This is a genomic window from Pseudoclavibacter sp. CFCC 11306, assembly GCF_008831235.1.
In the GTDB taxonomy this organism is placed as follows: domain Bacteria; phylum Actinomycetota; class Actinomycetes; order Actinomycetales; family Microbacteriaceae; genus Pseudoclavibacter_A.
In genome coordinates this window covers 261,205-282,892 of sequence record NZ_WBKF01000003.1, presented here as the reverse complement: position 1 = coordinate 282,892, position 21,688 = coordinate 261,205, and the positions used below count along the sequence as shown (strand labels likewise).

Sequence of the window (21,688 nt, the reverse complement as noted above, 5' to 3'; positions counted from 1 at the left end):
CACCCATCGTGCATCTCGAATCGCCCGCGCTGCGTGCAGGTCAGGTTCGGCTATTCGGCTGAGGAGCCGGCCTGCTGACCGCTGCCCTGTGCGGCCTCGCCACCCTGACCATGGCTGCGACGGCGGCGACGGCGACGGGGCTTCGTGGTCGCGCCCGCCTGCTCCTGCTTCGTCTCGTCCTGCTGCCCGGCGTTCGAACGGTGGGCATCGCGCTGCCCGTCATGGTGCCGATCGCGGTCTCCATGCTCGCGTCCGCGGCCGTTGCCGCCGCGCCCGCCACGGCGTCCGTCATGCGAGGCCTGGCCGTCGCGACCGCCGCGCCCGCCGCGATCATGACCGCCACGCGAGCTGTGACGCTCGTTGCTGCGCGTCGAGGCCTTGAGTCGACCGGTGGCGTCTTCGGGAATGCTCAGGTCGCTGAACAGGTGCGGTGACGTCGAGTAGGTCTCGGTCGGCTCGGGCTGGCCGAAGTCGAGGGCCTTGTTGATCATGCCCCAGCGGGCGACGTCCTCCCAGTCGACGAAGGTGACCGCGATGCCATGCTTGCCGGCGCGGCCGGTGCGGCCCACGCGGTGCAGATAGTCTTTCTCGTCTTCGGGGATGCTGTGGTTGATCACATGGGTGACGTCGTCGACGTCGATGCCGCGAGCGGCAACATCGGTGGCGACCAGCACGTCGGCCTCGCCGTTGCGGAACTTGTTGAGGTTGCGCTCGCGCTGATCCTGGTTGAGGTCGCCGTGCACGGCGACGGCCTTGAACCCTCTGTCGTCGAGCTCGTCGGCCAGACGGCTCGCGGCGCGCTTGGTGCGGGTGAAGATGACGGTGCGTCCGCGGCCCTCGGCCTGCAGGATGCGACCGATGATCTCGTCTTTGTCGAGCGGGTGCGCGCGGTAGACGAAGTGGTCGATGTTGGCCTGGGTGAGGCCTTCGTCAGGATCGACGACCTGCACATGGATGGGGTGCGTCATGAAGCGGCGGCTCAGCGACACGATCGCTCCCGGCATGGTCGCCGAGAACAGCATGGTCTGGCGCACGTCGGGCAGCTTCGAGAAGATGCGCTCGACGTCGGGCAGAAAGCCCAGGTCGAGCATCTTGTCGGCTTCGTCGAGCACGACGAAGCGCACCCGACCGAGCTGCAGAATGTGCTGCTGGTTCAGGTCGAGCAGGCGGCCGGGGGTGCCGACGACGATCTGCGCGCCATCGTTCAGTGCGGCGATCTGATCGTCATATGACTTGCCGCCGTAGATCGCGGCGATCTTGACGTCGGGGCGGTGCGAAGCGGCGAACAGCAGGTCTTCGTACACCTGCTGTGCGAGCTCGCGGGTGGGCACGACCACGAGGGCCTGCACATGGTCTTCGGGGTGCTCGCCGAGCTCCTGCAGCACGGGAAGTCCGAAACCCAGAGTCTTGCCGGTGCCGGTCTTGGCCTGGCCGATGATGTCGTTGCCCTTGAGGGCGAGGGGGATGGCCTGTTCCTGAATGGGGAAGGCCGAATCGAAGCCCTTCTCGTCAAGGGCCGAGACGATGGTGTCGTCGATGTTCAGTTCTCTGAAGGTGGTCACGTGTGTTCTTTCATCTGCGCGCCGATCGGTGCTCGCGGGTCGGGAACGACGTGTGCGTCGCGTCACCGACCGGGCACCCAAGGCGCTGATCTCCACTGCCTGTCATCAGGCATCACCCCGATTCTACCGGGTCAGCGGCCGTTTGCCATCGGGCTGCACCGACTGCGGGTACGATTAAGCGCGTGTTCAAACTCTTTCGTCGCCGCCAGAAGGGCACCGAGCTGCGTGTTCGTTCGCGCTCGGAGTCTGCCCACACGTCTCGCCCGACGAACGTGCGCATCGACTTTCTCGCCCCGGACTCCGAGGTGCTGGTCGGCACGCTCGCCTATTTCAAACTGGCTGCGTTCGAGTATCTGACCGGCGTGCTGCCGCTCATCGAGCAGCCTGACCTGCGTGCACAGACCGCTTCGGTCGCCGAAGAGCTGCTGACTCGGCATCGTCACTATCGAGGTGCGTTCGGTCAGGGCGACAGCGATCTGACCTTCGGCGGCGTGCAGGTGCATCAGGCCGACTCCGACGAACTGTGGTCTCGGCTCAGCCCGAATCTGTGGCAGGAGGCGGTGCTCGCCGTCTATCTGGTAGACGGGTTCGCCGACGACTTCGTGGCACGGCTCGGCAAGGGTGCGAAACTGCGCACGGGCCTGCGCTGGCCGGTCGCCGAGCGCTCCGAAGCGGATGCCGCGCTTGCGGTGCTCGCACAGGAGATCGAGCGCACGGACTGGCTGGCCGATCGGCTGGCGATGTGGGGGCGTCGCCTGGTGGGCGATTCGCTGCTGTGGTGCCGCGCGCTCATGGTGCTGCCGGATCCGGTGCTGCGTGCGCTGCGTGACACATCGCTGCATCGCGATGACGAAGTGCAGCAGGTGATCTCGCAGATCGAGGCGGTGCACGCCGACCTCATCGCGGGCCACACGGCGCGCATGGAGAGGCTCGGGCTCACCGCCTAGCGTTTTCGCGTCTCCTGTCAGGTCGGCGAGCCCGCAGCCTCAGCTGCTCGGGATGCTGCCTGGTCAGGAGACGAAGCCGACGCGGCGGGTCTCCTGCGGGCCGACCTCGACGTAGGCGATGCCGGCTGAGGGCACGACGAAGAGGCGCCCCTTGTCATCGATCAGTTTGAGCACGCCGTGCTCATCGGCGATGGCTGTGCTGACCGCATCGGTCACCTCTTCCGGCTTCTGAGCCGATTCGAAGCTGAGCTCACGAGCGCTCTGTCGAACACCGATTCTGACCTCCATAGGGACTCCTCACTCTGGTCTGCGAAACGCTCATATCGAGCAGTCTCAAGACGACGACATGCGGGTCTCAGTCTAGGTCACCGCCGATCATGGGGCCGACGGAGTCAGACCTCTCAGGGGCCATTTCCGCTCTCGGCGCACAAATCGCATCGCTCACCTGGCAGAGCCCACATGAGTCGTGTCGGAGGGGTGCCGTACCGTTGAGACATGCCCGAGATCAGATTCACCACCAGTGCCTCCGCACCAGACCGGGTGCTCGACCGATCTGCGCTCGACGCGTCGCAGCTGCAGGTGATCGAGCGCTCACGGCAGAGCCATCTTCGTGTGCTGGGCGCCCCGGGAACAGGAAAGACGACCGCGCTCGCCGCCACGGTGCTCGACGCCCTCGACCGGGGCGTGCGCCCTGAGCAGATCTTGGTGATCGCCTCGTCGAGGCAGTCTGCGGCATCGCTGTCGACGCTGATCGACGCCGGGCTGCGCGACGTGTCGGCGAGCTCGCTCGTGCGCACGGCGGCGTCGCTCGCCTTCGAAGTGCTGCGCGCGGTGGCGCTGGCGCACGGCCAGACGCCGCCACGTCTGCTGACCGGTGGTGAGCAGGATCGCCTGCTGCAAGAGCTGTTGCAGGGCCATGAGACGGCGGATGTCGCAGGCGGTGCACTGCCCTGGCCGCCGGTGATCGGGCCCGAAGTGCGCGAGCTGCGCGGGTTCCGCACCGAGCTGCGAGAGCTCTTCGGCCGTGCGCATGAATACGCAGTGACCCCACAGGGCCTGGCAGAGCTCGGGCAGACGACGAACCGTGCCGAATGGGCGGCCGGCGCTCAGCTCTTCGACGAGTACCTCGCCGTGAAGAAGGCGATCGAAGAGACCGCGACGGCCTATGACTCCAGCGAACTCGTCTCAGCAGCGGCCGAGGTGCTGGCCGACCACCCTCCTGCAGAGCTCGGGTGTCTGCGACTGGTGCTCGTCGACGACCTCCAAGAGAGCACTGCCGCGCTGATCGGGCTGCTCCGGCCGCTCGTGCAGCGTGGCGCCCGGCTGGTGACCTTCGGCGATCCCGATCAGGCGACCAACGGGTTCCGCGGTGGTCGCCCCGATCTCGTCGCACGTCTGCACGACGAGATCGGCGTGCGTGCCGAGCAGGTCGTGCTCGAGAAGAGCCATCGGCTGCACGGCCAGCTTGCCCATGCCGTCAGCGAGATCATGCAGCACATCGGTACGGCATCCGCCGGCGAACAGCGCCGGGCGCTGCAGGCGGCGGTCGAACGCCCAGAGACTGCCCAAAACCCAGAAGCTGTCGAAGACACCGAGGCTGTCGAAGACATCGAGACTGCCGAGAGCCAGACTGACGCCGGGTCAGCGCCGACGACTGAGACGAACACGAAGTCTGCAGGCCAAGGTGCCGGCAGAATCGCAGCGAAATCGTTTGCGACGTCGAGCGACGAGATCACCGGCGTGGCCGGCGTGCTGCGCCGGCGACATCTCGAAGAGCATCTGCCTTGGGCGCAGATGGCGATCGTGACGCGGTCGTCAGGCGAGCTTGAGCAGCTCTCTCGACAGCTCGCGGCAGCAGGCGTTCCGGTCTCGCTCTCGGGCGTCTCGGGAGCGCTGCGCGACGAGGCGGTGAACCTCGATCTGCTGCGCACCGTCGAGGTCGGCTGCGGGCTGCGCGAACTCGACGAGCAGGTCGTCACCGAACTGCTGACCGGGCCGCTCGGCGGGCTCGACGGCGTGCACCTCCGGCGTGTGCGGCGTGCGCTGCGCGAACACGAACTGGCCGGGGGTGGCGAGCGGCGCGCCTCCGAACTGCTCGTCGACGCGGTGCACAGCGGCACCGAGCTGCCGCACGCCGGGCCGCTGGCCGGGGCAATCGCACAAGTCGACCGGCTCGCCGCCCTGCTGAGCGAGATCGCACACGGCAACGAGCGTCAGGCTCCGGCGGTCGAGCTGCTCTGGCTGGCCTGGCAGAGTGCCGGGGTCGCCGACGAGTGGCGCGAACAGGCGCTCAGCGGCGGGGTCGCCGCCGTCGATGCGAACCGCAGACTCGACGCCGTCGTCGCGCTCTTCGCCTCGGCACAGCGTCATGTCGAACGCTTTCCCGAAGCAGATGCCGGCGAGTTCGTCGAACAGCAGCTGCAGCAGAGCGTGCCCGAAGACTCGCTCGCCCATACGGGGCGTCGGGACGCCGTGTTCCTGGGGTCGGCGTCAGCGACGATCGGCCTCGAGTTCGACACAGTCGTGGTGATGGGGCTGCAAGACGGTGCCTGGCCGAACACCCGTCAGCGCAATACGCTGCTCGGCGCCGAACACCTCGTCGAGACGGTGCGCGGTCAGCACGACGTCGACCGCCGTCGAGAGGTGCTGCACGACGAGCTGCGCATGTTCGTGCAGGCGCTGAGCCGTGCGCGCTCGCATGTGCTGCTGACCACGGTGATCGACGAAGACAACGCGCCGAGCATGATGCTCAGAATGCTCGACGACATCGTCAGCACTGAACCGGCCGAAGGCGAAGAGTACGGCTGGTACACCCTGCGCGGCGTGGTCGGCACGCTCAGACACCGACTCAACGAGCATCCGGACGACCAGATCGCCGCTCGGGCGCTGGTCGTGCTCGCGCACGCCGATGTGCGCGGAGCATCTCCGATCGAATGGTCCGGGCTGGCCGACCTGAGCACGACCGAACCGCTCACCGAGCTCGATCCGTTCGCCGGCGACCTCGACGCTCCGCCCGCAGACGAGACTGTCGACAGCAGCGGGAGTCAGGAGGCAGTCGCAGCGACAGCGGCAGAAGCCGTCGAAGGGCCTCTGGTACGGGTCTCTCCCTCGTCGCTGCAGATGTTCCAGAACGATCCGCTCGCCTGGTTCCTCGGGCACATCGGGGTCGACAGCGGAGGGATGTCCACCGGCATCGGCACGCTGATACACGAGGCCTTTCAGAAGGCCGAAGAAGAGCACCACCGTGATCTCGATCGTCTGGTCGGCCAGGTGCGCTCGCGGTGGGGCGAGCTCGACTTCGAGACGCCATGGCAGTCGCGCATGATGCTCGACGACGTCACCAATCGGCTGCGCAACATGCGTTCGTACATGCTTGACGCCGACAAGATCGGGGCGCGGGCGATCGCCGTCGAAGAGGGGTTCACCGCCGAGTGCGGCATCGCTGAGATCGTCGGAACCGTCGACCGCATCGAACAGCTGCCAGACGGGGCCGTCCGCATCATCGATCTCAAGACCGGCAAGCCTTTCAAAGAGGCCGAGGTGGCCGAGAACCTGCAGCTGCTGGCCTATCAGGTCGCTGTGGCCGCCGGAGCGGTCAACGGAGTCGACGCCTCGAAGCTGCAGCAGGCGATGCTCGTCTTCGTCGGCGGAGACCGCAAGAGCTACAAGCCGCTCGTGCAGGCGGCCCTCGACGCGCAGCAGCTCGCCAACGCACGTACCCTGGTAGACCAGCTCGCTCGGGGGATGGCCGGCAGTGAGTTCTGGGCCGACCTCGCCCGCACGAAACAGGGAGACGGCAGCGCGGCGACCACGCACATCCACACGCTCGGCGAGACCACGATGCCGGCTCGACAGCCGGTGCAGCACATTCAGGAGGCACAATGACGCAGCGAATCAGCGCGGCTCGCATCGCTGAGGCCGTCGGCATCTTTCCGCCGACTGAGGAGCAGCGTCGAGTCATCGAGCACGAGGGCGACCAGCCTGCACTGGTGATCGCCGGCGCAGGTGCGGGCAAGACCGAGACGATGTCGCGTCGTGTGGTCTGGCTGGTGGCCAACGGGGTGGTCTCTCCAGACCAGGTGCTCGGACTCACATTCACCCGCAAGGCCGCCAGCGAGCTGTCGTCGCGCATCGACGGGGCGCTGCGGGCCCTCGTGCGCTCCGGGCTGGTCGACTCGGTCGACCTGAGCGAGCCGCCGTCTGTGTCGACCTACAACTCGTTCGCCAACATGCTCTTTCAGGACAACGCCCTGCGCATCGGTCGTGAGCCCGACTCGACGCTGCTCACCGAGGCCGGCGCCTGGGGGCTGGCCCACGAGGTCGTGCTCGCCTCTGACGATGAAGAGGCGCTCTACGAACTCGGCAAGTCGCCGACCCGAGTCGCCGAGATGCTGCTCACTCTCACGCATGCCATGATCGACAACAACGCCGAGCCAGATGACGTGCTGCGCTTCGCGCAGGAGTTCGCCAGGCTGTCCGAACTGCCGCCCAAACCGCGCGCTCGCAAGCCTGGGCCGGGCAAAGAGGTCACCGACAGCGTCTCGGCGGTGCAGAGTCTGCAGACGCTGGTGCCGCTCGCGGTCGAGTACCAGCGGCGCAAGCGCGAACGCGGGCTCATCGAGTACGCCGATCAGGTCGCCCTGGCGCTCGAAGCGATCAGGCGTGACCCGAGCGCGGCCGAGCCGTATCGGCAGCAGTTCGACGCCGTGCTGCTCGACGAATACCAAGACACGTCGGTGTCGCAGACCCGGCTGCTCAGCACGCTTTTTCATGGGCAGCGGGTCATGGCAGTCGGTGACCCGAACCAGTCGATATACGGCTGGCGCGGAGCGAGCAGTGAGAATCTCGAGGGCTTTCACCGCGACTTCGGCACCGAGGGTGCTCCGACGAACTTCGAGCTGGCGACGAGCTGGCGCAACAGCCGAAGCATCCTCGACGTCGCCAATGCCTTGGTCGCCGATGCCGGTGCCGATTCGTCGGTGCCCGTGGTGCGGCTGCAGTCACGGTCGGGAGCCCCAGACGGGGTGGTGCAGGTGTCGGTGTCGGCCGATCTCGAGGCTGAGGCAGATGCGGTCGCTGCCTGGATGCGCGATCGCATGTCCGACACGTCCACCGGCTCGGTGCTGTTTCGCGCGCGTGCGCTGATGCCGGTCTTCGCGCAGGCGCTGGCCCGAGCCGGAGTGCCGCACGAGATCGTGGGCTTCGCCGGTGTGCTCGAAGCGCCCGAGGTAGTCGACCTGCTCAGTGCACTGCGCGTCGTGCACAGCGCCGACGCCGACAACTCGTTGGTGCGACTGCTGGCCGGTGCCAGGTGGCGGGTCGGCCCCGCCGACCTGCAGGCGCTCGGCAGCCTCGCCAGACAGCTGGCGAGCTATGACGCCGATCTGCAGAAGCTGGCCCCGGCAGTGCGCGAACAGCTCAGGCAGTCGGTCGCCCGAGACGACCACGCCACGCTCGTCGACGCCCTCGATCTGATGGTCTCCGGAGGGCCTCGCGTCGAGCGTCTCATCACCCGCGCCGGGTTCTCGCGAACAGGCGTGCATCGGCTGCATGCCGCGGGCGCGCTGCTGCGCTCGCTGCGCAGCCAGGCGCACCTGCCGCTCACCGAGTTCATGCGACTGGTCATCGAACGTCTGGGCATCGACGTCGAGCTGCGGGCCAACGAGAGCCTGCGTCGACCGATGCAGAATCTCGATGCGCTGCTCGCGAAGGCGAGCGAATACATGCACAGCGCTCCGGCCAGCACACTCGGCGGGTTCCTCTCATGGATCGCCCAGGTCGAACGCCGAGAGCGTCTCTCGATTGAAGGGGCTCAAGCGCAGCAAGGCGTCGTGCAGCTGCTGACGGTGCATGCGGCCAAAGGGCTGGAATGGAATCACGTCGCGGTTCCGCGACTCGTCCAAGGTGAAATGCCGGCACGTCTGACTTCGACCAAGGGGTGGCTGTCAGCCGGTGAGCTGCCCTACGAGTTTCGCGGTGACCGCCTCGATCTGCCCGAGCTGGCCTGGCGCACCGCGGCCGATGCCACTGAGTTCGGCGAGACGCTCGAGGCGTTCGGCGAACACGAGAAGCGTCGTCATCTCGACGAAGAACGCCGTATCGCCTACGTCGCATTCACCCGCGGACGCGACGACCTGCTGCTCTCCTGCTCCGCCTACCGGGCCGAGCGAGCTGGAGCGCGCACGCCGAGCGTCTTTCTCAGCGAGCTGGTCGAACGCGGCGTGCTGACCGATTTCTCGGACGAATTCACGGGGCAGCCCGAACCGGTCGACCACGGTGTCGACCAGTTTCCATGGCCACAGGATCCGCTCGGCGCGCGCCGGGCATCGGTCGCTGCTGCTGCGGCGGCTGTCGAAGCCGTCGAATCGGCGCCCGACGCCGCAGCGCTGGGCGCCGACCCTGCCACGTGGCCTGACATCGGCGGTTGGAAGGTGCCGATCGAAGCGCTGCTGAAGGAACGCGCCGATGCCGGCCGTGGGCTCAGCATCGAACTGCCGAGTCGCGTCGCCGCATCGCGCATGCATGAGTTCCTCACCGACCCCGTGGCCGTCGCGGCACAGCTGTATCGGCCGATGCCCACCGAACCGCACCGCGAGACCCGCGTCGGCACGCTCTTTCACGAATGGGTCGAACGGCGCTACCGGGTCAGCGACCAGGAGTTCTCGCTGACGACGGAGTCCCTCTTCGACGATCTGCAGCCGACGTCGGCCTTCGACGAGCAGGGCCGCCTCCGCGCCGACGGGCTCGATTCCGAGGAACGCCCCGGCACCGCGCCCACCGTGCTCGACGAACAGGCGAGCGCCCAGCTCGCACGGCTGCAAGAGACGTTCGAACGCAGCCGGTGGGCAACCGCACAGCCGGTCGCCGTCGAGACGCAGATCCGTCTGCCACTGGGCGACGTGCAGACCGTCTGCAAACTCGACGCGGTGTTCCGCACCGACGAGGGCTACGAAGTCGTGGACTGGAAGACCGGCCGGGCCCCGCAGACCGCGGGCGAACTCGAAGAGCGACAGATTCAGCTGGCGCTCTACCGTCTGGCCTGGGCGCAGCATGCCGGCGTCGACGTGGCCGACGTCTCGGCACGGTTCTACTACGTCGCAGACGACCGGGAGATCGCACCGTCACGTTTTTTCACGGCTGACGAGCTCGCCGAACGGTGGGCGACCATCGCCTCGTGATGCGGCGGCAGGTGCCGTGCCAGATGCGGTTCGCGCCGGTCAGGCGCGTGTGGCAGGAGACTCCGGCGCGTCGTCTTCGACGATCGTGGCGTTCTCCTCGTTCGCCGCAGCACGGTGCGAGTCGTCGCCGTCCGTCTCGTCGGCATCGGCCTCAGCGCGGTCGCCTGCGTCCGGGGCTTCACCGTCGTCTTCGATGACTTCGGCGACGACGACCTCGTCGGTCTCCTCTTCGACGACGATCTCGATCGGCTCGGTCACCACAATCGGTTCCTTCGGCTGCTCCGCCGAATCAGAATGACCACCGGAGTGCTCCGCGCTGTCCGCACCTCGCTCGGCACGGAAGTCGTCAGGCGTGCCTGGTTCGGCATCCGCCGTCGGCCGCTCGGCTTCGAAGATCGGGTCGGTCAGCAGCAGGCGATAGTTGCCGTCGACCAGATCGGCCAGATCCTGCAGCATGTGCTTGGCGTCTTCGGTGATCTTGGCGTCTTCGCCGTCGACTCCGTGCAGCAGCCACTTGGCCACCTGCAGCTCGGCATAGAGCGTGGCGCGACGGCGCAGCGACTTGAGCGCACCCTCGCCGCGGGCCGACCCGTAGGCGTCGAAGACCGCATCGACAGCCTGAAGCACAGCCGAGTGCATCAGCCATGAGAAGTCGAGGGCCGGATCTGAGATGCGCAGCCCGCCCCAGTTCAGCACGCCTGAGACCTCGTCGGCCTCGATCAGCACCGCCTGGTCGTCGAGCTCGCCGTGCACCACGGTCGGCTCGAACTCCCACAGGCCGTCGTCGTCGATCGCCGCAAGCCAGCGGTCGAGCAGCGCGCGCGGCACCAGGCGCGTCTTCTCGGCGCGCACGATGATCGTTCGCGAGCGTTCGCGAACCACCTCTGGATGCTCATGCGGCAGCCCGTAGTCGTCGACGAAGCCGGTGGGCAGCGTGTGCAGCGCAGCCAGCGCGCGGCCGAGGGATGCGGTGGTCGGGGAGTCGCGGTTGAGGTCGGCGATGTCGATGAGCACGCCCGGAATATACGTGTAGATCAGCGCGGCCGTTCCGGAGAACTCGACGCGACCAGCCTCGCTGGGCACCTGGAAGGGCAGCCGGGTGCGGATGCCTGCGCTGAGGGCGCTGAGCGACTTCAGCTCCTCTTCGAGATGACGGTAGGCGGTCGGGGAGTTGGGCACTCGGATGATGAAGTGCCGGTTCTGGCCGTCGGCCACCACGGCAGAGTCGTAGTCACCGGTGGTGCCGGCGGTGTGCATCGCGACCGACGTGACCTCGAGGCCGGGAAGTGCCGAAGCGGCGAGTGCAGCTAATGTGAGAGGGGACCGACTCATGTGACCAGAGTAGAGGACGAGGATGCCGTCACCAGCGACCGCCACGCACAACGACCTGCTCGGCGGGCTCGACGTGCAGCAGCGTACGGTCGCCGAGGCGCTCACGGGGCCGGTTCGCGTGCTCGCGGGCGCAGGCACCGGCAAGACGCGGGCCATCACGCATCGCATCGCCTGGGGCATTCAGCAGCAGATCTATCAGCCGAGCTCAGTGCTCGCGCTCACCTTCACCAGTCGTGCAGCGGCCGAGATGCGGCTGCGTCTGCAGCGACTCGGTCTGCCTCCGGTCGCCGCCCGCACCTTTCACGCCGCCGCCCTCGCGCAGCTGCGGCACTTCTGGCCTCGTGTGCTGGGCACCAGACTTCCGAACCTGCTGACCTCCAAGGCACCGGTGATCGCCGAGGCGGCGGCGGCCTGCGGAATCGAGAGCATCGACACCGCTCGACTGCGTGACCTCTCGTCGCAGATCGAGTGGCGCAAAGTTCGGTCGCTGACGGTCGAACGATATCTGCTGAGCGACCACGCCGGAGTGGACGGTCTCGCCGACGAACAGGTCGCGGCGATCATGATGCGGTACGAACGGCTGAAAGAGCAGCGCCGCAGCATCGACTTCGAAGACGTGCTTCTGGCGATGACCGGGATGCTGCGCCAGGAGCCGGTCGTCGCCGACGAAGTGCGCGATCAGTACCGCTTCTTCGTCGTCGACGAGTACCAGGACGTCTCGCCCGTGCAGCACGACCTGCTTCGCGAATGGATGGGGCGGCGCCGGGATTTGTGCGTGGTGGGAGATCCCAGCCAGACGATCTACTCGTTCTCCGGAGCCGATCCGCGCTACCTGCTCGACTTCGAGAACGAGTTCGCCGGCACGACGTCGATCGAGATGAGCCGCAACTATCGCTCGACTGCACCGATCGTGGCGCTGGCCAACCGCATTATGGCCGGCAGACCCGGGGCCGTGCAGCTGCACTCGCCGACCGCCGGGCCGACACCGATGCTCAACAGCGCCTCAGACGAGTCGCAGGAGGCCACACTGGTCGCAGCCCGCATCCGCGCGCAGATCGCCTCAGGCGAGAGCCCGGGCGAGATCGCGGTGCTGATGCGCGTCAACGGGCAGACCGCCCGCTACGAGCAGGCGCTCGCTGACGCCGGAGTGCCCTACAGGCTGCGCAGCGCCACCCCGTTCTTCTCGCGTCGCGAGGTGGTCGACACCATGCTGCTGATCGGGGTCGCCGCGGCCTCGACGCCCGAAGCGCTCGCGTTGCCGGCCGTGCTCAAAGCGATCGGCGAAGCCGGCTGGAAGGCAGAGCCGCCGTCGCAGGCCGGTGCCGTGCGCGAGCGGTGGGAGTCGCTCGACGCGATTCGTCGTCTCTGCGTCGACGCCGGCGAGCGAACGCAGCTGGCAGTCTTCAATCGTGAGCTGATCGAACGGCGTGAGCAGAAGCATCCGCCGCCCACCGAGACGGTCATGATCTCGACGATTCACGCCGCCAAGGGCTTGGAATGGGACCACGTGCATGTCGTGGGTCTCACCGACGACTACCTGCCGTTCGGCGGCGGCACCGACGCGGCACAGATCGACGAAGAGCGGCGACTGCTGTACGTCGCGGTCACGAGAGCGCGCCGCACACTGCACCTGTCGTATCCCGAACGCGTGGCCGGTCGCGTGGTCAGGCCGTCGAGGTTTCTCTCGGAGCGCTGAGCGTCTCGTCGAAGGGCTGATCACGGCAGAGGCATCGCGGATGCGGTTCGTGCGGCAGCAGCCGTGTCTGCCCGTCGTGCACCACGACGCGTCGGTTCCAGACCTGAGAGAGCAGGTTCGGAGCGGCCATCAGAGCATCGAGGACGCAGCGCACTGCCAGCGAAGTGGCCAGTGCGACATCAGTGGCCAGCGGGGCGAGGCGGGCGCGTCGCCACATCTGATCACAGAGGAGCGCCCAGTCATCGATCTGATCGCGAGCGTGCTGATGCACGCAGCCGAGGCAGCCCGTCTGGCCCGGCACGACCAGAGGCCCGACGACGATGGCGCCCGTTGCGGTGGCCCATACGCTCAGGTGCACGCGATCGTCGCGCAGCAGAGGCGTCCACTGTGCGGGATGCGGCGGGCCGTAGCCGCAGACGATCGTCAGATCGTCGCGGGAGTCGCCGCCGTTCGTGATCGCACAGCCGTAGAGATCGGCGATCTGCGCGTCGTGCTTGTGCCACGCGCCAGGCGAGACCGGCTGGCGCAGCGCCGACTCAGCGGGCAGCTCGCGGCATCGGTCGGCCGGGTGCGGCGAGCCGTCGAGCCCGTACGGCACCGCGGGGTCGGGCAGATGGCGCAGCGACGTGCAGCCGCTCGCTGCCAGGGTGCGCAGAACAGCCGCAGGCAGCGACCCATGCCCGGTCACGGCGACCTGTGCTCGCCGAACGCGTTCGGCTGCGCGATGGTGTTCGGAGAGCGTGTGCGAGGGGCGCACACTCCACAGTCGATGCAGGCTCAGCGGCTGCGGGGTGCGCTGGCAACGCTCACCGAGCTGCGTGAGCAGACCTTCGACGGATGCCGGCGTCAGCCCGCCCTGCGCGCCCAGTCGGTGCAGCTCGTCGTCGGTCACACCGCCCTGCAGTGCGATGAGAAGCGACTCGATGCCGGGAGTCGTGTCGTCGAAGACGACAGGCTGCTGCAGACCGACCTGCAACCGCCCACCTGCGCGCCAGAGCAGCGGATGCTTCGGGTGCAGCTGAAGCGTCGACGGGCCGAGAAGCGGCGGTGAGGCTGATGAGGCGGGCGTTCGAGTGCTCATGCTGCGAGTATGCGAGAGAACGCTCGACGGTGCGAACTATTCTCCACAGGCTCGGCGACGACTAATCCTGCTTTGGGGCGTCGCCCTCGGAGCCGTCGTCCGGCTTCGGCGAATCGGGCAGGTCGCCTTCGAGCAGACGGGCGAGATCACGATCGAAGTCAGTCTGCTCGTCGCCGCGAGCACGGCTGATGAACGCCTCGGGGGCATCCAGTTCGTCGGTGGTCGGAAGGAGATCGGGGTGCTGCCAGATCGCGTCGCGGTCGGCGCTGCCCAGTGCGTCGGTCACCTTGGACCACAGCGCTGCGGCCTTGCGCAGCTGGCGAGGGCGGAACTCGAGGCCGATGAGCGTGCCGAAGGCATGCTCAGCCGGGCCGCCGATCGCTCGACGGCGGGTGACGGCCTCCGCAACAGCCGCACCTTTCGGCAGCCGACGCACGGCGGCGCCGGTCACGGTGTCGACCCAGCCTTCGATGAGTGCGAGCAGCAGCTCGATGCGCGCCAGCGCCGCGTTCTGATCGTCGGTGCGCGGAGGGATGAGCTCGCCGCGCTGCACGGCTCCGCGCAGCGAGTCGAGATCAGAGGGGTCGATCTCGCCGCCGAGAGACTCGATGCGGCTCACGTCGATCTGAATGCCGCGGGCATACGAGGTGATGGCGCTGGTGAGCTCGCTGGTCAGCCAGGGAGCGTGTCGGAAGAGCGCGACATGCGCCAGCTCACGCGTGGCCAGGAAGATCGTGATCTCTTCGACCGGCACTTCGAGACCCTGTGAGAACTCGTGAATGTTCTGCGGCAGCAGCGCCGGCTCGTTGTCAGGCATCGCGGGGATGCCGATCTCGTTGGCCGAGACCGTCTCTGCTGCGAGCTGGCCGACGACCTGGCCGAGCTGGACGACGAAGACGGTCGTCGCCATGGCGCGCATGACCTGCACAGCCTGGCCCAATGAGGCCCGCATCTCTTCTGGAAGGTTGCTGCGCAGCGCCTCGAGCAGCGCCTCGGCGACGCTGCCCGCGACCGGTTCGCAGAGCTGCTGCCAGAACGGCAGGGTCTCACGTGCCCACTCGGTGCGGCTCATCACGCGGCCGGTCGAGACCGGCTCGAACGCAGTGGCCTCGCTCAGCCAGAGCCGAGCGATGTCGAAGGCGTTGGACGCACGGGTGCGGTCGTCATCGGTGAGCACGACCTCGGCGGCATGAGCGACCTGCTGCGCGCGCTCGCGGGCCTGCGACCAGTCGACCTGACCGGGAGGGGTCGCCGCGGCCTGCTGGATGGAGGCGATGATCGAAGCGATCGCGTTCTGGTCGATGGGGAGTCCGGCTGCCTTTGCGAGCCCTTCGGAATCACCGCTGAGGAGCTGCTTCAGCAGACGCTGGAACTCGTCGTCGGAGCCGTCGTCCTGTGGTTCGGATGGATTCTCAGGGGAAACCATGGAGACCTCCTTGGTGTTCGTCACAACGGTACACTAGTGTGATTCACGCCATGCCCATCGCTCGTCACCGCCTGAGCCGACTCGCGACCATCGTCGCCGCCGGAGCGCTGATCATCTGCGCCTTCACGCCGAGTCCGTATGTGATTCGCGAAGAAGGACCTGCCTATGACGTGCTCGGCACGGTGACCGACGAAGGGCAGACCGAGACCAAAACGGTGCTCGACATCACCGGCGCACCGACGTATCCGACGACCGGCAGCCTGTACATGCTGACCGTTCGCGTGCTCGGCAGCCCTCGGGCTCAGCCTAACTGGGTGCAGACGGCCTCCGCCTGGGTCGATCCGACGCGAACGGTGCTGCCGCTCGACGCCGTGTACCCGCCAGGACAGACGGTCGACGACCAGGAACGCGAGACCACCGAGCAGATGACGACCTCCCAGCAGGCGGCCGTCGACGCAGCCCTGAACCACCTCGGGCTCGAGGATGCCGAGAGCAAGCCACAGGTGCAGATCAGTCTCGACAAAGTCGGGGGACCTAGCGCCGGCATGATGTTCTCGCTCGGCATCATCGACAAGCTCACCCCCGGCTCGATGACCGGCGGTGAGACGATCGCAGGAACTGGCACCATCGATGCCGCCGGCCATGTCGGGCCGATCGGCGGCATTCGTCAGAAGGTGCTCACCGCTCGCGATCACGGAGCGCCCTGGTTTCTGGCCCCCGAAGCCAACTGCGCCGAACTGGCCGGCGGCATCCCCGATTCCGTGACGGTCGTCTCGGTCGCCTCGCTCGACGACGCGCTGCATGCACTCGACACCATCTCGACGACGAAGAGCGTCGCCGGGCTGCCTCAGTGCGCACGCTGACCACCGTCAGCCTGCAGCGAAATACGCCGCTCGACTGGCCGGGTGTCAGCGGGTGCTGGCTAGAATGACATGACGCATTGACCGAGCAGCACCGGCCACCCCCGCGAAGGAGCGCACTATCGTGTCTGACCCCCGTAGCCCTGTGACACACCCCAACAGAACTCGCCGGGTGGCTGTGATCAGCATCATCGCGCTGGCCGTGATCGTCGCTCTGCTCTTCGCCGCCTCTGCCGTTTGGACCGATGTGCTCTGGTACCGACAGGTGGGCTTTCTCAACGTGCTGACCACTCAGTGGTTCGCCGGCGGGCTGATGGGGCTGATCGGCTTCGTGCTTCTCGCCGGACCGCTCTGGGTGAGCGTCTGGTTCGCCTTTCGCTCACGGCCGACCTATGTGCGTGTGAACGCCACACTCGATCAGTATCAGCAGGTGCTCGAACCACTGCGCAAGGGCATCACGTGGGGCATCCCGATCCTCTTCGGCCTGTTCGGCGCACTCTACTTCGCGAGTCGGTGGACGACCGCCGCGCTCTGGATCAACGGCGGCACCACCGGTGAGACTGACCCCCAGTTTGGGCTGGACACCGGCTTCTACCTGTTCCAGCTGCCCTTCTACCAGCAGCTGGTCGGCTACCTGCTCTTCTCCGTGCTGCTCAGCGGCATCGTGTTCGTCGCGATCTCGTATCTCTACGGATCGATCCGCATCGAGAACCGTCGCCTGCGAGTGGCCAAGGGCACGCGCGTGCAGCTCGCCGTGACCATCGCCGTCTATGTGGCGCTGCACGCCGTGCGCCTGTGGCTCGAGCGCTATCAGCAGCTGACCGACCCGCAGGGGCTGTTCACCGGCGCGGGATACTCGGGCGTCAACGCCCAGATTCCGGGCCGCACCATTCTGGTCGCCGTCGCAGTGCTGGTGGCCCTCGGGTTCGTGTTCGCCGCAGTCACCGGTCGCTGGCGCATCCCGGTCGTGGGCGCGGCCGTTCTGGTGGCGACCTCGCTGCTGATCGGCGTGGCCTACCCATGGGGCGTGCAGACCTTCGTCGTGAAGCCGAGCGAGCGCAGCCTCGAGGCCGAGTACCTGCAGCGCAACATCAATGCCACGCGTGAGGCCTATGGCATCGACAAAGTGAACGTGCAGCCCTACAACGCCGTCACCGATGCCAAGGCCGGTGCGCTGCGCAGCGATGTCGACACCACGGCATCGATCCGCCTGCTCGACCCCGATCTGGTGAGCGACACGTTCCGACAGCTGCAGCAGTACAAGCAGTACTACCAGTTCGGCTCGAAGCTCGACGTCGATCGCTACAAGATCGACGGTCAGAGCGTCGACACCGTGCTGTCGGTGCGCGAGCTCAGTCAGCAGCCCAGCGACTCCTGGTACAACAACTCGATCGTGTACACCCATGGCTACGGCGTGGTCGCCGCCTACGGCAACCAGGTCACCTCAGACGGCAAGCCGATCTTCTTCGAGGGAGGCATTCCCACCAGCGGCGATCTCGGGTCGTTCGAGCCGCGCATCTACTTCGGCGAGAAGTCGCCGGCCTATTCGATCGTAGGTGCGCCTGAGGGCGAGTCGCCCCGTGAGCTCGACTACCCGTCGGGCAGCAGCGCGAATCCCGACGAAGGCGAGCAGAACGAGTCGAATCAGACGTACACCACGTTCTCGGGCGACGGAGGGCCGAAGCTCGACAACGCGCTGACCCGTCTGCTCTACTCCATGAAGTTCGGATCGATCGAGATTCTGACCTCGAACGCGGTCAGCAACTCCTCGCAGATTCTCTACGACCGCAGCCCGATCGATCGCGTGCAGAAAGTCGCGCCGTATCTGACTCTCGACCAGGATCCCTACCCGGCGGTCGTCGACGGTCGTGTGCAGTGGGTGGTCGACGGCTACACCACGAGCGATCAGTACCCCTACTCGCAGCAGCAGAGCTACCGTCAGGCCATCAACGACGGGGCGTCATCTGCTGCTCGGCCAGCAACCGACACCATCAACTACATGCGCAACTCCATCAAGGCGACGGTCGATGCGTACGACGGATCGGTCACGCTCTACGCGTGGGATCAGGAAGACCCTGTGCTGCAGGCGTGGCAGAAGGTCTTTCCGAACACCGTCAAGTCGGCAGACGAGATGAGTTCGGCGCTGCTCTCACACGTGCGGTACCCGACCGACATGTTCAAGGCTCAGCGCAACGTGCTCGGCACCTACCATGTGACCGACGCCGGTTCGTTCTACTCGCGTGAAGACGCCTGGCAGGTTCCTGCAGATCCGCAGTCCGGCTCGGACACCTCGACGAAGCAGCCGCCGTACTACCTGTCGATGCGTCTTCCCGGGCAGACCGACACGGCGTTCTCTCTGTACAGCACCTTCATTCCGATTCAGCAGAGTTCGGGCGGCTCGCGAAACGTGCTGCGCGGCTATCTGGCCGCCAACGGCGATGGCGAAGGGGCCGACGGCAAGCGAAGCGAAGACTACGGCAAGCTGACGCTGTTGAGACTGCCAGGAGAGACCAACGTGCCCGGTCCCGGCCAGGTTCAGAACCTCTTCGACTCGGACAACACCGTGTCGACACAGCTGAACCTGCTGCGTCAGGGTCAGACCACGGTGAGCAGCGGCAACCTGCTGACGCTGCCGGTCGGCGGCGGCCTGCTCTACGTGCAGCCGGTCTACGTGCGCTCGACGGGCGAGACCTCATACCCGCTGCTGCGCAAGATCCTGGTCTCGTTCGGTGACAAGGTCGCCTTCGAAGACACGCTCGACAAAGCGCTCGACGACATCTTCGGCGGTGACTCGGGTGCGATCGTCGGGCAGAACGGCCCCGGGCAGGCAGGGCCGTCGTCCGACGGGCAGTCTGCGGCGCCGACCGACAACGGGCAGTCCACAGACGGTGGCACGAGCAGTTCGTCGAATCCTGCGGTCGCGCAGGCGCTCAAAGACGCCAAGACGGCGTTGGACGCCCGTGAACAGGCTCGTGTCTCCGGTGACTGGGCAGCGTTCGGTACGGCCGACAAACAGCTGCAGGATGCCCTGCAGCGGGCGATCAGCGCGCAGCAGTGACGCGGCGTTCTCCGCAACGGTGAACAGCGGCAGCCGGAACCCTCAGTACAGGGTTCCGGCTGCCGCTTCTTCTGTTCGTGGATAGTCACGGACGTCGTCTGCGCAGTACGGCGCCCGTCCCGAGAACAATCATCGAGACTCCGGCGGCGACCCAGATCACCGGAGCTGGGACACCGGTGGCGGCGAGGGCAGTCTCCGTCGACGCCACGGGTGCGATGTGCTCGGCAGGTGGGGCCGGTTCGCCGTCGACGGGCGGCACCGGTGGCGGCACCGCGACCACGGTCTCGCCGTCAGCGCCGCACTCGCCCTCGTGCAGCATGGTCGTCTGTGCCGGCCCGTGAGCGTCAGACGCCCCAGAGGTGTCAGTTCCGGCGTCAGACGTTCGCGTGACGGCGGTCGAGAGATGATGACGGAAGCCGTACGTGCCTGGATCTCTGATCGTTACCGGTTCAGAGACGTAGTCGCCCGGTTTCGTCACCGCAATGGGCTTCGGCTGCGTCCACATCGGTGCCAGACACACTGGCTGTGCGCCTCCGTCAGTCGAGTCGTCGAACCGGTACAGCGAGAACGACAGCTCGGTGCGCACATTCTCCGACCTGTTCGAGGTCGGGATGGTTCCGGCCACCGTCGCGGTGTCTGTCGTCTGCTCTCCGGTGACGAGATTCCTTGCGGTCTTCGTCGTCGCGGTCGGACGAGTGAGTGCGATCGTCTCGTGCGGCAGCAGATGTCTGCCCTGCCAGCGTTCCGTGCTCGGTGATCGGTCAATGTGCTCGACCCAGTACAGGTTCGGCCAGACGTCTTCGCCGACGAAGCGCGACCACGGCACGTCGACGGGTTCGGTTGACACTGTTTCGTTTCCGGTGATCGTCGTCGACACCGTCGCCAGTCGCTCGGCGTCGGCGGGAGCTTCTGAGAGCCCCTCGGCATGCGCTGGTTCGTGCGACATCCACAGCTCCGACACCACAGTGAGCTCGGCAGCCGGATCGTTGCCGCTCACCGAGATCAGATCGGTCACCTGGCCGTCGACGATCTCTGACGCCTGCGTCACCACCCTCGGTCGCCAGGGAACGACCGTCTGTTCTCGCTCGGCATGGAAGTCTGCGATGAAGTCTGCGGCAAAGCGGTCGCGAAACTGGTGCGGCTGGTCGGCCACACGGAAGGAGACCACGGGGTAGAACCAGCCTGATCGATCAACGACCCGCTTCGACGAGACGATGAGATCGCCCGGGCCGGTCGCGGTCGCCTGCACCCGGTCGAAGTGCTCTGCTTCGGCAGGCGGCTTCGGCGAACGAGGCAGAGGCCGCGGCGAGTAGTACCAGTCAACGGCGAAGGTCGCGGGGAGCGATCCTGAACCGTCGAGAGCAGGCAGCCAGGGCACCTCGCCGTCAGCGCGCACATGCAGTGTGTCGACGAGCGGGGCGCCCATCTGAGGCAGGTCGTCTTCGCTGGCGTCGTCGTGACGCCACGTCTGTGCCGTCGTATCTGCCGCAGGCTGGAACTGGCTGACCACCGCAACGGTCGCCTCGGCAGAGATCGCGACGTTCTCGGCCGAGGCGACGAGGCGCTGTGCACCGTCGACGGTCGGCCTCGCGATGAGCAGATGCGTGCTCGGCACCGCACGGGCGACCTTGACAGTGATGTCTCCGCGGCCTATCGACCGAATGGTCTTCGTGGTGTCCTGAGCGAACCGCAGCTCAGCCGTGCCGGTCTCATCCCAGACGCCGGGGCCGGTGATCGTGGCGACCACGTCACCGGGCATAGCCTCTCCCGAGCGCCCCCGCGGTGTCTGCAGGGCGGCCTCGACTCTCTGCCCGGCGTGCTGAGATGTCAGCTCGGGGTCGGCAAGCGTGTGCGGCCCACCGAATCTGCCGGCCTCCTGCCACATATGGTCGGCGAGCTCGGCGGTGTCTTGGGTGAGCTGTTCGCCGTTGCGCAGGCTGAACCCGACCCCGGTGTGCAGATGCAGCGCGCGATAGACCGCGCGTGCGGTGAACTCGTCATCGGTGTCACCCCACGTGGCCAGCACGTAGGCCGCACGCTCCAGCACCTCGCCAGACAGATCGACACCGTTGCCACTGCTGAACGACGACTCTGGCACCCAATCCGTGTAGGAGAAGTCGCCGTCGATGGGCGAGGGCATGCCAGGGTCGAACGCGCACCACGCGATGCGCCCGTCGTCGAGCCGGAACGAACCCATCCACACCGGCACGTTGCCGTACTCATAGCGGCCAGCATGCGTCGAGCCTCCGCCGAGAGCGTGGGCCGGCGTCGCCAGAGCCGGGAGCATCGGCGCGAGCATGAGCAGCATCATGAACGCCGCAACGACCACCGCCGACCAGGGGCGGCGTGCAGAGAGCACTGAAACTGATCGCAGACCGTCGTCTGGTGCGTTCGGCGGATGCTCGTCAGAGCTCGGTCCCGACCTGTCGGACTGCGTGGTGCGCGTGACGAATTCGTTCATGATGTGCCTTTCCGAGAACGGATGATTCGGCACGAGACTAAGAAGGCGGCAACCTGAAACAGGGTGTGGGAAAGACCGTTGTGAACG

12 protein-coding genes are annotated in these 21,688 nt (G+C 66.9%); 6 read left to right on the top strand and 6 right to left on the bottom strand.

Annotation, left to right across the window (positions count from 1 at the left end; translation table 11 throughout):
- Positions 1 to 50: 50 nt before the first annotated feature.
- Entirely contained in the window at positions 51 to 1,562 is a 1,512-nt protein-coding gene (locus tag F8O09_RS10060; protein WP_158055192.1) for a DEAD/DEAH box helicase, read from the bottom strand.
- A gap of 182 nt (positions 1,563 to 1,744) precedes the next feature.
- Between F8O09_RS10060 and F8O09_RS10055 the strand changes: the two genes are divergently transcribed.
- Complete coding sequence (locus tag F8O09_RS10055) at positions 1,745 to 2,509, top strand: ferritin-like fold-containing protein (protein ID WP_192497653.1); 765 nt, start codon at positions 1,745 to 1,747, stop codon at positions 2,507 to 2,509.
- Between the two features lie 63 nt (positions 2,510 to 2,572).
- Here the strand turns inward: F8O09_RS10055 and F8O09_RS10050 are convergent, their stop codons facing one another.
- A complete protein-coding gene (locus tag F8O09_RS10050; RefSeq protein ID WP_158032074.1) occupies positions 2,573 to 2,797 on the bottom strand; it encodes a DUF3107 domain-containing protein in 225 nt (74 codons plus the stop codon).
- Between the two features lie 207 nt (positions 2,798 to 3,004).
- Here F8O09_RS10050 and F8O09_RS10045 point away from each other — a divergent pair, with 207 nt between their 5' ends.
- Complete coding sequence (locus F8O09_RS10045; protein ID WP_158055190.1) at positions 3,005 to 6,394, top strand: ATP-dependent helicase; 3,390 nt, start codon at positions 3,005 to 3,007, stop codon at positions 6,392 to 6,394.
- Positions 6,391 to 9,687: an ATP-dependent DNA helicase gene (locus F8O09_RS10040; RefSeq protein WP_158055189.1), complete on the top strand. Its 3,297-nt coding sequence runs from the start codon at positions 6,391 to 6,393 to the stop codon at positions 9,685 to 9,687. The genes F8O09_RS10045 and F8O09_RS10040 overlap by 4 nt, the downstream gene beginning before the upstream one ends.
- A 39-nt stretch (positions 9,688 to 9,726) precedes the next feature.
- On the opposite strand, the gene F8O09_RS10035 is transcribed toward F8O09_RS10040, so the two are convergent.
- On the bottom strand, positions 9,727 to 11,019 hold the full coding sequence (locus F8O09_RS10035) for a phosphotransferase (protein ID WP_192497652.1): 1,293 nt from the start codon (positions 11,017 to 11,019) through the stop codon (positions 9,727 to 9,729).
- 22 nt (positions 11,020 to 11,041) lie between these two features.
- On the opposite strand from F8O09_RS10035, the gene F8O09_RS10030 reads away from it, so the two are divergent.
- A complete protein-coding gene (locus tag F8O09_RS10030) occupies positions 11,042 to 12,715 on the top strand; it encodes an ATP-dependent helicase (RefSeq protein WP_158055187.1) in 1,674 nt (557 codons plus the stop codon).
- Here F8O09_RS10030 and F8O09_RS10025 read toward each other — a convergent pair.
- Entirely contained in the window at positions 12,684 to 13,796 is a 1,113-nt protein-coding gene (locus tag F8O09_RS10025; protein WP_158055186.1) for a hypothetical protein, read from the bottom strand. The two genes, F8O09_RS10030 and F8O09_RS10025, sit on opposite strands and share 32 nt — an antisense overlap.
- Positions 13,797 to 13,857: 61 nt before the next feature.
- The gene (locus tag F8O09_RS10020) at positions 13,858 to 15,222 is read right to left on the bottom strand and encodes a zinc-dependent metalloprotease (protein WP_158055185.1); all 1,365 of its coding nucleotides are present in this window, start codon (positions 15,220 to 15,222) and stop codon (positions 13,858 to 13,860) included.
- 50 nt (positions 15,223 to 15,272) lie between these two features.
- On the opposite strand from F8O09_RS10020, the gene F8O09_RS10015 reads away from it, so the two are divergent.
- Together F8O09_RS10015 and F8O09_RS10010 are read left to right on the top strand one after the other, a co-directional pair.
- Positions 15,273 to 16,085 (top strand): PDZ domain-containing protein, encoded by an 813-nt coding sequence (locus tag F8O09_RS10015; protein ID WP_192496759.1) that lies wholly within the window; start codon positions 15,273 to 15,275, stop codon positions 16,083 to 16,085.
- A gap of 169 nt (positions 16,086 to 16,254) precedes the next feature.
- Positions 16,255 to 19,140 (top strand): UPF0182 family protein, encoded by a 2,886-nt coding sequence (locus F8O09_RS10010; protein ID WP_318655756.1) that lies wholly within the window; start codon positions 16,255 to 16,257, stop codon positions 19,138 to 19,140.
- Positions 19,141 to 19,225: 85 nt separating this feature from the next.
- On the opposite strand, the gene F8O09_RS10005 is transcribed toward F8O09_RS10010, so the two are convergent.
- A complete protein-coding gene (locus tag F8O09_RS10005; protein WP_158055184.1) occupies positions 19,226 to 21,601 on the bottom strand; it encodes a hypothetical protein in 2,376 nt (791 codons plus the stop codon).
- Positions 21,602 to 21,688 lie beyond the last annotated feature (87 nt).

Coding starts and splice junctions, on each gene's coding strand:
- F8O09_RS10025 (WP_158055186.1), bottom strand. CDS start 13,796: ATGAGCACTCGAACGCCCGCCTCATCAGCCTCACCGCCGCTTCTCGGC.
- F8O09_RS10045 (WP_158055190.1), top strand. CDS start 3,005: ATGCCCGAGATCAGATTCACCACCAGTGCCTCCGCACCAGACCGGGTG.
- F8O09_RS10035 (WP_192497652.1), bottom strand. CDS start 11,019: ATGAGTCGGTCCCCTCTCACATTAGCTGCACTCGCCGCTTCGGCACTT.
- F8O09_RS10040 (WP_158055189.1), top strand. CDS start 6,391: ATGACGCAGCGAATCAGCGCGGCTCGCATCGCTGAGGCCGTCGGCATC.
- F8O09_RS10020 (WP_158055185.1), bottom strand. CDS start 15,222: ATGGTTTCCCCTGAGAATCCATCCGAACCACAGGACGACGGCTCCGAC.
- F8O09_RS10005 (WP_158055184.1), bottom strand. CDS start 21,601: ATGAACGAATTCGTCACGCGCACCACGCAGTCCGACAGGTCGGGACCG.
- F8O09_RS10050 (WP_158032074.1), bottom strand. CDS start 2,797: ATGGAGGTCAGAATCGGTGTTCGACAGAGCGCTCGTGAGCTCAGCTTC.
- F8O09_RS10015 (WP_192496759.1), top strand. CDS start 15,273: ATGCCCATCGCTCGTCACCGCCTGAGCCGACTCGCGACCATCGTCGCC.
- F8O09_RS10030 (WP_158055187.1), top strand. CDS start 11,042: ATGCCGTCACCAGCGACCGCCACGCACAACGACCTGCTCGGCGGGCTC.